The 12,674-nt window shown below is 70.8% G+C and carries 11 protein-coding genes; 8 read left to right on the top strand and 3 right to left on the bottom strand.

What is annotated here, in order from left to right:
* Positions 1-11: 11 nt before the first annotated feature.
* A complete protein-coding gene (locus tag M1105_RS03300) occupies positions 12-1,658 on the bottom strand; it encodes a B12-binding domain-containing radical SAM protein (protein ID WP_249578916.1) in 1,647 nt (548 codons plus the stop codon).
* Between the two features lie 188 nt (positions 1,659-1,846).
* Between M1105_RS03300 and M1105_RS03295 the strand changes: the two genes are divergently transcribed.
* From M1105_RS03295 to M1105_RS03285, 3 genes are all read left to right on the top strand, one after another.
* Entirely contained in the window at positions 1,847-3,535 is a 1,689-nt protein-coding gene (locus tag M1105_RS03295) for an electron transfer flavoprotein-ubiquinone oxidoreductase (RefSeq protein WP_249578915.1), read from the top strand.
* A 157-nt stretch (positions 3,536-3,692) separates the two neighbouring features.
* The gene (locus tag M1105_RS03290; protein ID WP_249578914.1) at positions 3,693-4,508 is read left to right on the top strand and encodes a methyltransferase domain-containing protein; all 816 of its coding nucleotides are present in this window, start codon (positions 3,693-3,695) and stop codon (positions 4,506-4,508) included.
* Positions 4,509-4,822: 314 nt separating this feature from the next.
* On the top strand, positions 4,823-6,133 hold the full coding sequence (locus M1105_RS03285) for a DUF3422 family protein (protein ID WP_249578913.1): 1,311 nt from the start codon (positions 4,823-4,825) through the stop codon (positions 6,131-6,133).
* A 5-nt stretch (positions 6,134-6,138) separates the two neighbouring features.
* Here the strand turns inward: M1105_RS03285 and ubiA are convergent, their stop codons facing one another.
* A complete protein-coding gene (gene ubiA / locus M1105_RS03280; RefSeq protein ID WP_249578912.1) occupies positions 6,139-7,089 on the bottom strand; it encodes a 4-hydroxybenzoate octaprenyltransferase in 951 nt (316 codons plus the stop codon).
* A gap of 10 nt (positions 7,090-7,099) precedes the next feature.
* Between ubiA and M1105_RS03275 the strand changes: the two genes are divergently transcribed.
* Together M1105_RS03275 and M1105_RS03270 are read left to right on the top strand one after the other, a co-directional pair.
* The gene (locus tag M1105_RS03275) at positions 7,100-7,837 is read left to right on the top strand and encodes a 16S rRNA (uracil(1498)-N(3))-methyltransferase (protein WP_249578911.1); all 738 of its coding nucleotides are present in this window, start codon (positions 7,100-7,102) and stop codon (positions 7,835-7,837) included.
* Positions 7,834-8,379 (top strand): hypothetical protein, encoded by a 546-nt coding sequence (locus M1105_RS03270; RefSeq protein WP_249578910.1) that lies wholly within the window; start codon positions 7,834-7,836, stop codon positions 8,377-8,379. Before M1105_RS03275 ends, M1105_RS03270 begins: the two co-directional genes overlap by 4 nt.
* Here M1105_RS03270 and M1105_RS03265 read toward each other — a convergent pair.
* The gene (locus tag M1105_RS03265) at positions 8,366-8,800 is read right to left on the bottom strand and encodes a hypothetical protein (protein WP_249578909.1); all 435 of its coding nucleotides are present in this window, start codon (positions 8,798-8,800) and stop codon (positions 8,366-8,368) included. The two genes, M1105_RS03270 and M1105_RS03265, sit on opposite strands and share 14 nt — an antisense overlap.
* 143 nt (positions 8,801-8,943) lie before the next feature.
* On the opposite strand from M1105_RS03265, the gene M1105_RS03260 reads away from it, so the two are divergent.
* From M1105_RS03260 to M1105_RS03250, 3 genes are all read left to right on the top strand, one after another.
* On the top strand, positions 8,944-10,155 hold the full coding sequence (locus tag M1105_RS03260) for an acyl-CoA dehydrogenase (RefSeq protein ID WP_249578908.1): 1,212 nt from the start codon (positions 8,944-8,946) through the stop codon (positions 10,153-10,155).
* A gap of 72 nt (positions 10,156-10,227) precedes the next feature.
* Positions 10,228-11,019 carry a carbon-nitrogen hydrolase family protein gene (locus M1105_RS03255; RefSeq protein WP_249578907.1) on the top strand — a complete coding sequence of 264 codons (792 nt, stop codon included), beginning with the start codon at positions 10,228-10,230 and terminating at the stop codon, positions 11,017-11,019.
* A complete protein-coding gene (locus M1105_RS03250; protein ID WP_249578906.1) occupies positions 11,016-12,674 on the top strand; it encodes a flavin monoamine oxidase family protein in 1,659 nt (552 codons plus the stop codon). Before M1105_RS03255 ends, M1105_RS03250 begins: the two co-directional genes overlap by 4 nt.

Raw genomic sequence — 12,674 nt, 5'->3', positions numbered from 1 at the left:
TACTGCGTGGCTCAGCCCGCGGCAACCCGGCTCTGTGTCAGCATCCGGCGCTGGAGCTCGCGCTCGCGCTCGGACCGCCCGTCATTGCCCGCCTCCCTGGCGATGCGCGTGCCGATCGTCTCGACGACATGGCGCGAGAACGGGCCGAGATGGGCATACATGGACGCGAGCGACATCACCGGTGTCACCGCGCCGGGATTGGTCCTCAGCGTGTAGGCCAGCAGGCCCCACAGGTGCCGGCGCATGTCGGGTCGCTTCCAGGTGACGTTCCACATCAGTGCGAGGAACTGCCGCGTCTCGTGGACGACGCTCGCGCGGTGCAGCCTGCCGTTCGGGCCCGACATGTCGAGAAGGTCGACCATCCGGCGCATCCGGCCGAAGAACGCCTCGGGCGCATAGGCGCGCGCGACCACCGAGCGGTAGTCGGCCAGCACCTCCTCGCGCGGGCGCAGCGTGTCGAAGTTGAGCCCCTGCGTGCACTGGTCGCCCTGCAGGAACTCCTCCTCGATCTCGGTGTGGTCGAGGGTATGGAGCCGCCCCTCTCGCGCGAGCCGGCGCTCGAGCTGGGTGCTTGGCAGCGCGACGAGGAGGCCGATCATCGCCACCGAGATCGCGGCCTCCTCGATCAGCTCGACGAGGTCGTCCGCGACGCTCCGTTTCTCGTTGTCGAAACCCACGATGAAGCCGCCTACCACGGCGATCCCCGCGGCGTAGATGCGGTGGATGCTCTCGGCGATGTTGCGGCGGGTGTTCTGCTTCTTCTGCATGGCCGCCAGCACGTCGGGGTCGGGGCTCTCGATGCCGACGAAGATCGCCATGAACTTGGCCGCGCGCATCAGTTCGAGGAACTCGGCGTCGTCGGCGAGATTGAGCGAGGCCTCGGTGGTGAACTGGAAGGGATAGCCGCGCGCCTTCTGCCAGGCGATGACCTCGGGCAGGACCGCCTTCACCGCCTTCTTGTTGCCGATCAGGTTGTCGTCGACGAAATCGACGATGCCGCGATGGCCGGTGGCGTGGATTGCGTCGAGCTCGGCCAGCACCTGCGCCGCCGTCTTGGTCCGCGGCTTGCGGCCATACAGCTCGATGATGTCGCAGAACTCGCAGAGGAACGGGCAGCCGCGCGAGAATTGCAGGCTCAGCTCGATATAGGCGCCCTTGCGCAGCAGGTCGTAGCGCGGCACCGGCGTCGTGGTGATGTCGGCCGCGAACTTCGGCGCCTCGTAGACGCCGCGGCGCAGGCCCGCGCGCCAGTCGGCGACGAAGCGGTCGAGCGTGCCCTCGGCCTCGCCGATCAGCTGGAACTCGCAATGGGCGTAGACGGCCGGGCTCGAGGTCGTGTCGGGCCCGCCGATCAGGACGGGCTTGGCCCGGGCCTGCGCCCGCTCGATCGCGCGCAGCGTGCGCGGGCGCTGCGGCAGCATGCCCCCACACAGCACGAGGTCGGCCCAGTCGAGCGCCTCGTCAGTGAGTTCCTCGACATTCTCGTCGATCAGCCGGAACTCCCATTCCTGCGGCAGCATCGCGGCCACGGTGATGAGGTTGAGCGGGGGCGCGGGATACTTCGCCCCCACCAGCCCGCAGGTCGCGCGGTAGTTCCAGAAACTGTCGTCGGCGAACCAGGCGTGGATCATGAGCACGCGGCAGCGGTCGGCAGTCATCGTATCTCCCCTTGCGGCCGGGGCGCACCATGGCATGGATCGGTTGCCGCGGCCACTGGCATCAGGGCGATGACTCGTGCCCGCCCGGCTCGGCGCGCCCCGGATCGGATTGACCTGCCGGGGAGGGGCGGCTATCCCGACTCGGGACGCCCTCACCTCACCCATGCCGCAAGAGAGTGGACCGCCCCATGACCGAGATGACACGCGAATCCGTCGAATATGACGTCGTGATCGTGGGCGCGGGCCCGGCCGGGCTGAGTGCTGCGATCCGGCTCAAGCAGCTTGGCGGCGACGATGTGTCGGTCGTGGTGCTGGAGAAGGGCTCCGAGGTCGGGGCGCATATCCTGTCGGGCGCGGTGCTCGACCCCTCGGGCCTCGACGCGCTGATTCCGGACTGGAAGGCCAAGGGCGCGCCGCTCAACACGCCCGTGAGCGAGGATCGTTTCTACGTGCTGGGCGAGGCCGGGCAGCTTCGCCTGCCCAACTTCCTGATGCCGCCGCTGATGTCGAACCACGGCACATACATCGTGTCGATGGGCAGTGTCTGCCGCTGGCTCGCGGAACAGGCCGAGGCGCTGGGCGTCGAGATCTTCCCCGGCATGGCCGCCTCGGCGCTGGTGACCGGCGACAATGGCGAGGTCAGGGGCGTCGTCGCGGGTGAGTTCGGCCTCGGCAAGGACGGCAAGCCGGGCCCGAACTACGAGCCCGGCATGGAGCTTCACGGCAAGTACGTGATGATCGCCGAGGGCGTGCGCGGCAGCCTCGCCAAGCAGATCATCGCGAAATACGGCCTCGCGAAGGACTGTGACGTCCAGAAATACGGCCTCGGCATTAAGGAGCTGTGGGAGGTGAAGCCCGAGCATCATCGCCCCGGCCAGGTCACCCACACCATGGGCTGGCCGCTGGGCGGGAATGCTGGCGGCGGCTCGTTCATGTACCACCTCGAGAACAACCAGGTCTATGTCGGCTTCGTCGTCCACCTGAACTACGAGAACCCGCATCTCTACCCCTACATGGAGTTCCAGCGCTTCAAGCACCATCCGCTGGTGGCCAGGGTGCTGGAGGGGGGCAAGCGCGTGGCCTATGGCGCGCGGGCGATCTCGGAGGGCGGCTGGCAGTCGTTGCCGAAGCTGACCTTCCCTGGCGGCGCGCTGCTGGGCTGCTCGGCCGGCATGGTCAACGTGCCGCGCATCAAGGGCAACCACAACGCGATGCTGTCGGGCAAGGCGGCGGCGGAAGCAGCGTGGGAGGCATTGCAGGCGGGACGGGCCTCGGACGAGCTTGCGGCCTACGAGGAGTCGGTCAGGACCGGCCCGATCATGGCCGACCTGCGCCCGGTCCGGAACGTGAAGCCCCTGTGGTCGAAATACGGGATGGCGGCGTCGCTGGCGCTTGGCGGGTTCGACATGTGGGCGGCGAACCTCAGCGCGAAGCTGGGTTTGGGCCCCCGGCTCAGCGGGCTCAACCCGCTTGGCACGCTCGCGCATGGCAAGACGGACGCGGAAGCCACGGGCCGGGCCAAGCGGTTCGCGCCGATCGACTACCCCAAGCCCGACGGGGTGCTCAGCTTCGACCGTCTCACGAACGTGGCGTTCAGCTTCACCAACCACGAGGAAAGCCAGCCCGCGCATCTGAAGCTGGTGGACCCCGAGATCCCGATCTCCGACAATCTGCCGAAATATGCCGAGCCCGCGCAACGCTACTGCCCCGCCGGGGTCTACGAGGTGGTGCGCGACGACGACGGCTCGAACCCGCGGTTCCAGATCAACTTCCAGAACTGCGTGCACTGCAAGACCTGCGACATCAAGGACCCTGCCCAGAACATCGTCTGGACGGTGCCGCAGGGCGGTGACGGGCCGAACTATCCGAACATGTGAGGCGAACCGCCGCCAATCGGTCGGGCCCCGGGCTTGACCCGAGGCCACTTTGTTCTTTCGGCACGCGCGCCGCTTGACGCCGCCGCGGCGCTGCGGGATCTCTGCGGCCGAACCTGCCCCCGGCTGCCGGGCGGTGCCCCCTCCGAGGCGACGGACCATGACCAGCGACGACGACACGCCCCTTGCCCGCGCCTACAACCGCGCGCTCGCGCTCGAGAAGGCGGGCCGGCACGACGAGGCGGCAGCGGCCTACCGCGAGGTGCTGGCGCTCGACCCCGCCGACCATGGGGGTGCCGCGGTGCGGCTGGCGGCGCTTGGGCGGGGCGCGGCGCCGGACGGGGCGCCGGCGGCCTATGTCGCGACCCTGTTCGACCAGCAGGCCGAGGCCTTCGAGGGCATCCTCGTGGACCGCCTCGGCTATGGCGTGCCGGGGCTGATCGCGGCGCGTCTCGCCGGGCTGCGCTTCGCGCGCGTGCTCGACCTCGGCTGCGGCACCGGGCTGGTGGCCGAGGCGCTGGGGGCGGCCGCGGGCTACATCGCGGGGGTGGACCTGTCCGAAGGGATGCTGGGCGTTGCCGAGGACAAGGGGCTCTACGACGATCTCTATGTGGGCGACGTGGCCGAGTTCCTCGCCGCCGAGGACGAGGAGGACAATGCGCCTTTCGACCTGATCGTCGCCGCCGACGTCCTGCCCTATCTGGGCGGGGTCGAGGCGCTGCTCGCGGGCGCCGCCAAGAACCTCGAGCCCGGCGGGCTGTTCGCCTTCTCGACCGAGACGCTGGCGGAGGCGGCGTTCGCAGGGCAGCCCTGGACGGTCGGCCCGCGGCACCGCTTCGCCCATTCCGAGGGCTACCTGCGCGCGGCGCTGGCCGGGGCGGGGTTCGCCATCGAGAGCATCGAGCCCATCACCGTGCGCTACGAGGAAGGTGTGCCGGTGCCCGGCCACCTGGTGATCGCGCGCCTGGAGGGCTGAGAGGCCCCGCGGGCGATGGCGGCCCCTGCCGGCGCCGCGCGCGCTGGGTCCTTCGGGACAGCCGCCCGAAGGCCGGACGATACCAATCCGCATGATTCGGGAACGTCGCGCGCGGCGTGCGGCGAGCCCGCGTCGGGCGTGAAGGTGGTCCCGGGCGAGGCCCGCGACGGCGGCGCACCTCGGGCTGCGGCGGCAATGCTGCCCGGCATGAACGGCCCGGCAGGCGGGGTGCGGCAGAAGGGTGCTGGCGCGGCGCCGGCGTGCCGCTATGGTGTGCCGCGGTCGTATGGCCCTGCGCCGCCGGAGGTGGGACGATGAAGAGCGTGCTCGACAACCATCCGCGGCGCTTCGCGCTGACGAACGAGCTGCACGCCCGGCCTTTCACGCCCACGGACGCGCCCGGGCGGGTGCTGATGATCGCCTTCAAGCAGACCGAGAACGCCGCCGAGCGCGATCCCGCCGCCGACCGCGCGCATCTGACGGCGCTGATCGACCGGCACGGCGCGCCCCATCCCGCGCCCGACGCAAACCACTACTTCGCTGATCTGGGTCGCTTCCGCCTGAAATGGGAGCGGCACACCGAGTTCGTGAGCTACACGCTGTTCGAGAGCGGTCCCGCCGAGACGCTGTTCGCCCCCGCCCTGATCGAGCACCTGCCCTCGGACTGGCTGGCGCAGGCGCCCGGCAAGGTGGTCGCGGCCGTCGAGATCGAGCTCCTGAGCGTGGCCGACTTCGACGCGGCGGTGGCGGCACTCGATGGCCCACTGGCCCGCGCCTTCTCGCGCGAGAGCATGGTGGCGGCGCGGGTGCTGGACGGGGCGGGGCTCGCGATCGGCGACTTCCGCATCCACGAGGGCGGCTTCACCCGCTTCGCGCTTGTCCTGCATGGCGAGGTGGGCGACCGCCGCATCGGCCGCGCGGTGCAGCGGCTGATCGAGATCGAGAACTACCGCATCCTGTCGATGCTCGCCCTGCCGATCGCGCGCGACGCGGCGCGGCGGCTCAACCAGATCGACCGCGAGCTGACCGACCTGATCCGGCTGGTGGCATCGAGCGACCGCTCGGCCCCCGAGCAGGCGATCCTCGACCAGCTGACCGCGCTCTCGGCCGAGATCGAGGCGCTGTCGGCTGCCACCGCCTTCCGCTTCGGCGCGGCGCGCGCCTACGAGGCAATCGTGCACCAGCGCATCGAGAACCTGCGCGAGGAACGGCTGATGGGCCGGCAGCTGTTCTCGGAGTTCATGATGCGCCGCTACGACCCGGCGATGCGGACCTGCCATGCCACCGCGGGGCGGCTTGCGGATCTTGCGACGCGGGCGAGCCGGATCGCGGACCTGCTGCGCACCCGCGTCGATGTCGCGGTCGAGTCGCAGAATCAGAAGCTGCTCGCCTCGATGGACGCGCGGGCCGACATGGCGCTGCGGCTGCAGGAGACGGTCGAGGGCCTGTCGGTCGTCGCCATCAGCTATTACGCGGTGAGCCTGCTCGGCTACATCCTCGCACCCGCGGCCAAGCTTGCGGGCATCGACAAGACCACGCTGATCGCGGTTGCGGCACTGCCGGTCATCGCGGCGGTCGCATGGTCGGTGCGGCGCGTCCGCAAGCGCATCACCCGCCACCACTGACGCGCTTACATCAGGCTGTCGGCCACCAGACCCGCGAACAGCGCAAGCCCGCCCCAGCGGGTCGCCCGGAACAGCGCGAGGCAGCGCGCCGGGTCGTCCATCCTGAGGCGCAGGATCTGCCACGCCATGTGCGCACCGAACGCGGCGACGCCGAGGAAGCCGAGCGGCCCGCCCCCCGCCGTCAGGACCGCGGCCGCCGCCAGCACGATGGCGGCATTGGCGAAGCCCCACAGCCAGCCGGGGGTCGCCGCGCCGAACAGCCGCGCGGTGGACTTCACGCCGATCAGCGCGTCGTCCTCGCGGTCCTGATGGGCATAGATCGTGTCGTAATGCAGCGTCCAGGCAATGCCCGCCAGATACAGCAGCACCGCCGGCAGTCCGATCGAGCCGGTATGCGCGACCCAGAGCAGCAGCGCCCCCCAGTTGAAGGCGAGGCCAAGAAAGACCTGCGGCCACCAGGTGAAGCGCTTGGCGAAGGGGTAGATCGCCACGAACACCAGCGACGCGATGCCCCAGCCGATCGCGGTCCAGTTGAAGGTAAGCAGGATCAGGAAGGCCGCCAGTGCCTGCGCCACCATCCACGCCACGGCGCGAGTCACCGTCACCGCGCCCGAGGGGATGGGGCGCGAGCGGGTGCGCGTGACCTTGGCGTCGAAGTCGCGATCCTGGATGTCGTTCCAGGTGCAGCCGGCGCCGCGCATGAGGAACGCGCCGATGCCCGACCCTGCGATGAGCCAGAGATCCACGAGCCGCCAGCCAGTGGCTCCCGCCGCCAGCGCCACGGCCCAGAGGCAGGGGATGTAGAGCAGCCACGTCCCGATCGGCCTGTCGGCGCGGCTCAGCCGCAGATAGGGCCGCCAGCCCTCGGGCGCGAGGGTGTCGACCCAGTTGCCGCTGACCGCATCCGCGACCGTTTGCGCGGCGCTGCGCGGGGTGTTAGCTGATGCCTCATCCATGGGGCGAGCTATGGCACAGGACGGCGCGAAAATCAGGCTCTATCTCGACGCGCCGCTGGCCGCGGGCGTCAGGGCCGAGCTGTCGCGCGAGCAGGCGCATTACCTCTTTGCGGTGATGCGGCAGGGGCAGGGCGCGCGCATCCTCGCGTTCAACGGCCGCGACGGCGAGTGGCTGGCCGAGGTGACCGAGGCGGGCCGGCGCGGCGGCGCTCTGCAGATGGTCGGGCGCGTGCGGGCGCAGGACGCGCCGCCCGACCTGTGGCTGATGTTCGCGCCGGTCAAAAAGGCGCGCACCGACTTCATCGCCGAGAAGGCCTGCGAGATGGGCTGCCGCCGCCTCGTGCCGGTCTTCACCCGCTTCACCAACTCCGAGCGCGTCAACCTCGAGCGCCTTCGCGCGCACGCGGTCGAGGCGGCCGAGCAGTGCGGTTTGCTGAGCGTGCCCGAGGTGGCCGAGCCGGTGGCGCTGTCGCGGCTCCTCGACGGCTGGGACGGGGCGCGGCGCATCCTGTTCTGCGACGAGACCGGCACGGGCGCCCCGGCGGCCGAGGTGCTGCGCGCGGCGGGGCAGGGGCCCTGGGCCGTGCTGACAGGGCCGGAAGGCGGCTTCGCGCCCGAGGAGGCCGAGCGGCTGCGCGGGCTGCCCTTTGCCCATGCGGCAAGCCTTGGGCCGCGCATCCTGCGGGCCGACACGGCCGCGGTGGCGGCGCTTGCGATCTGGCAGGCCGTGCTGGGGGACTGGCGGTGAGCTTCATACGGCCCGCGGCGCGCGCGGTGATCGTCCGCTGGGCGGAAAGCGCGGTGGCGGGGGCGCTTGCCGTCATCGCCGCCGTCGAGGCGGCGCGGCTGATCGGGCGGGGCGACGTGCTGGGCTGGTTCGCGGCCCTCGGTGCGGTGCTGGCGGCGCTGTGGCTGCGCTCGGCCGTCGCGCGGGGCCTGAGCGCGCGGGCGGGCGAGGCGCCGGGGCTGGTCGAGATCCGCGAGCGCGAGATCCGCTATTTCGGGCCACTGGCGGGCGGGGTAGCCGATCTCGACCTGATCGCGCGGGTCGAGGTGTTCGTGCCGGCGCGCGGCGTGGGCACGCTGTGGCGGCTCACGGTCGAGGACGGGCGGGTCATGGTGATCCCCGCCGCGGCGAAGGGGGCCGAGGGGCTGATCGGCGCCTTCGCCGCGCTGCCGGGCTTCAGCGAGCTTGCCGCGGCGGCCGCGCTGCGGCGCGAGGCGCCAGGGCGCTACGCCGTCTGGAGCCGGCCCGGCGCCCGCGGCGCACCGGCGCTCAGCGCGTTCTGATCCCGGCGATGGCGCGGATCAGTAGGAACATGAGCCAGCAGAACACGGTGCCCACGGCGAGCCCTGCCGGCGTCACCTGACCATGTTGCGCGAGACCCAGCAGGGCCGAGGCCGCAGCCCCCAGCACCGCCCCCGCCACCGACCACGCGAACACCCGCCGCTCGCCCAGCGCCCAGAGGGTGGCGACCCCCGGCAGTCCCGCGAGCAGCAGCAGAAGCCCGGCCAGAACGGCGAAGGTGATGGTGGCATTGCGCGTGACCGCCATCGTGCCTTCGCGCGTCTCCTCGCTCGCGCCGGCGATCACGAAGCTGAGCCCCGCCCCCAGCGCCACGAGGATCGCGGGCGCGATCAGCATGGCCAGGAGAAGGCGCGGCCAGCGTGGGATGTCGTCGGGCCAGAGGGAGGGGCGCGGAGCGGTCATGGCGGGGGACACTAGCCGGGCGCGGGCGCCGCGGGCAATCGCTATTCGCGCATGGCGGGGTACGACATGGGCCTCCCCCTTGCGCGTTGCCCCGCGCGGGCCGCGGCGGTAGTGTCGCGGCCAACGAACACATGGAGGACGCCATGAACACCGAGGCGCCGATCCGGCCCGCCGCGCGGCAGAGATTCGTCTGGGACGACCCGTTCCTGCTGGAGGACCAGTTGACCGAGGAGGAGCGGATGGTGCGCGACACCGCCCGCGCCTATGCCGAGGAGAAGCTGGCGCCCCGGGTAATCGAGGCCTACGCGAAGGAGCAGAGCGACGCGGGCATCTTCCGCGAGATGGGCGAGCTGGGCCTTCTAGGCCCCACCATCCCCGAGGAATACGGCGGCGCGGGAGTGGGATACGTCTCCTACGGCCTGATCGCGCGCGAGGTCGAGCGCATCGATTCGGGCTATCGGTCGATGATGTCGGTGCAGTCCTCGCTGGTAATGTTCCCGATCCATGCCTACGGGTCGGAGGAGCAGCGGAAGAAATACCTGCCCAAGCTCGCCTCGGGCGAGTTCATCGGCTGCTTCGGGCTGACCGAGCCGGATGCGGGCTCGGACCCCGGCGGCATGAAGACGGTCGCGACGCAGGTTCAGGGCGGCTATGTGCTGAACGGGTCCAAGATGTGGATCTCGAACGCGCCGATCGCGGACGTCTTCGTCGTCTGGGCGAAGTCAGAGGCGCATGGCGGCGAGATCCGCGGCTTCGTGCTGGAGAAGGGCATGAAGGGTCTCTCGGCGCCCAAGATCGAGGGGAAGCTGTCGCTTCGCGCCTCGATCACCGGTGAGATCGTGATGCAGGACGTCGAGGTGGGCGAGGACGCGCTGCTGCCCAACGTGCAGGGGCTGAAGGGTCCCTTCGGATGCCTCAACCGCGCGCGCTACGGCATTTCCTGGGGCGTGATGGGGGCGGCCGAGTTCTGCTGGCATGCGGCGCGGCAATACGGGCTCGACCGCAAGCAGTTCGGCAAGCCGCTGGCACAGACGCAGCTGTTCCAGAAGAAGCTCGCGGACATGCAGACCGAGATCGCGCTGGGCCTGCAGGGGTCCTTGCGCGTCGGCCGGCTGATGGACGAGCACCGCGAGGCGCCGGAGATGATCTCGATCGTCAAGCGCAACAACTGCGGCAAGGCGCTGGAGATCGCGCGCCACGCCCGCGACATGCATGGCGGCAACGGCATCAGCCAGGATTTCCAGGTGATCCGGCACATGATGAACCTCGAGACGGTAAACACCTACGAGGGCACGCACGACATCCACGCGCTGATCCTGGGCCGCGCGCAGACGGGCCTTCAGGCGTTCTTCTGAGCGGGCCGGTCCGGGCGGGGCATCGAGCCCCGCCCGGACCGCCGCCGGCTTCGCCGTCGGGGGGCGACACTCATGCGGATTGCGCTTTGGCAGACGGTGCCGGTCGCGGCGGACGCGGGCGAGGGGCTCGCACGGCTGCGTGCCGTGGCGCATGATGCGGCGGGGCAGGGCGCGGCGCTCTTGGTGACGCCCGAGATGGCGCTGACCGGCTATGCCATCGGGTGCGAGGCCTGCGCGCGGCTCGCCCGGCCGCGCGGCGGCGAATACCACAAGGCGGTTGCCGCCATCGCGCGCGAGGCAGGGCTTGCCATCGCCTTCGGCTACCCCGAGGCGGCTGGTGGCGGCGCGCGCAATTCTGCGGCGCTCATCTCGGCCAATGGCGACACGCTGGCGGATTACGCCAAGACGCATCTGTTCGACGAGATCGACCGGGCGCAGTTCCTGGCGGGTGATGCGCTCTCGCCAATCGTCGAGCTCGAGGGCTGGCGGGTGGGGCTGGCGATCTGCTTCGACATCGAGTTCCCGGAAGTCGCGCGGGCGTTGGCGCGGGCCGGGGCGGAGCTGATCCTCGTGCCGACGGCCAACATGGAGCCCTACCGCTCGGTGCCCCTGCGCCTCGTGCCGGCACGGGCCGAGGAGAACGGCATCTACGTCGCCTATGCCAACTACACCGGTGCCGAGGGCGCGATCCGCTACTGCGCACGGTCCTGCGTGGCGGGGCCGGATGGCGAGGACCTGGCCCGCGCGGGCGAGGGCGAGGCGCTGGTGGTGGCCGATCTCGACCGCCTCGCCATCGTGCGGCGCCGGGCGGCGATCGACTATCTCGGCGAGTTGCGACCCGCGCTCTACCGGAGCACTTCATGAGCCCCACGGATGCGCCGCGCCTGACGATGTTCGGGCCGGATTTTCCCTTTGCCTATGACGACTGGCTTTCCTCGCCGCGGGGGCTGGGGCAAGTGCCGGGCGAGGCGATGGGTCGGCCCGTCGCGATCATCGGCGCAGGCATGGCCGGGATGGTCGTGGCCTTCGAGTTGATGCGCCTCGGGCTGCGGCCGGTGGTCTACGAGGCCTCGCAGCTTGGCGGGCGGCTGCGCTCGCAGCCCTTCGAGGGCGCGGGGGACGTGGTGGCGGAGCTGGGCGGCATGCGCTTCCCGGAGTCGTCCGCCGGCTTCTGGCATTACGCCGACATGCTGGGCTTGGAAACGCGGCCCTTCCCCAACCCGCTGACGCCGGCCGCGGGCTCGACGGTGATCGAGCTGGAGGGCGAGAAGCACTACGCGCAGACGCTCTCCGACCTGCCGCCGCTGTTTCGCGAGGTGGCTGAAGCCTATAACGCGGCCCTGGAGCAGGGGGCGCGGTTTTCCGACCTTCAGGCCGCGATCCGGGCACGCGACTGGGTGCGGATCAAGGCGATCTGGGACCCGATCGTGCGCGACTGGGACGAGCGGACCTTCTACGACTTCGTGACCCATTCCCGCGCCTTCCAGCGGCTGAGCTTCCGCCACCGCGAGGTGTTCGGGCAGGTCGGCTTCGGCACCGGGGGATGGGATTCGGACTTCCCGAACTCGATGCTGGAAATCCTGCGCGTCAACGTCACCGGCTGCGACGAGAACCAGAGGTTCTTCGTGGGCGGGGTCGAGCAGGTGCCGCGGGGGCTGTGGACCCGCCGCGTGGCGGCGCGGCACTGGGGCGAGGTGTCGCTGGCGGGCCTCCACGCCGGTGCGCCGCGGCCGGGCGTGGTGCGGTTGGCGCGGGCGGACGACGGGCGGATCGAGGTGAGCGACCGCTGGGGGCGGCTGGACCGCTTCGACGCGGTGGTGGCGACCTGCCAGAGCTGGTTGCTCACCACCGCCATCGAGACCGAGGAGCGGCTGTTCAGCCATAAGATGTGGATGGCGCTTGACCGGACGCGCTACATGCAGTCCTCGAAGACCTTCGTCATGGTCGACCGCCCGTTCTGGCGCGACCGCGACCCCGAGACCGGGCGCGAGGTCATGTCGATGACGCTGACCGACCGGATGACGCGGGGGACCTATCTGTTCGAGACCGGGCCGGACCAGCCGGGCGTGATCTGCCTCACCTATTCGTGGATGTCGGACGCGCTGAAGATGCTGCCCCTGCCGGTCGAGCGGCGGGTGGAGCTGGCGCTCTCGGCGCTCGAGAAGATCTACCCCGGCGTCGACATCCGCGGCCACATCGTCGGCGACCCGATCACCGTGAGCTGGGAGGCCGACCCGCATTTCCTGGGCGCCTTCAAGGGCGCGCTGCCGGGGCATTACCGCTACAACCACCGCATGTTCGGGCATTTCGTGCAAGGCGCCCTGCCGCCCGACGAGCGGGGGCTGTTCCTCGCGGGGGACGACATCTCGTGGACGCCGGCCTGGGTCGAGGGCGCGGTGCAGACCGCGCTCAACGCGGTCTGGGGCGTGGTGCGGCACATGGGCGGCGACAGCGTCCCGGGCAATCCGGGGCCGGGAGATCTGTGGGCCGAGCGCGGGCCCGTGGCGTTGCCGGAATGA

The organism is Thermohalobaculum sediminis (genome assembly GCF_023487995.1).
Lineage (GTDB): Bacteria > Pseudomonadota > Alphaproteobacteria > Rhodobacterales > Rhodobacteraceae > Thermohalobaculum > Thermohalobaculum sediminis.
Note: the sequence above shows the minus strand (reverse complement) of the source record. Positions and strands in the feature narration are given on the sequence as shown.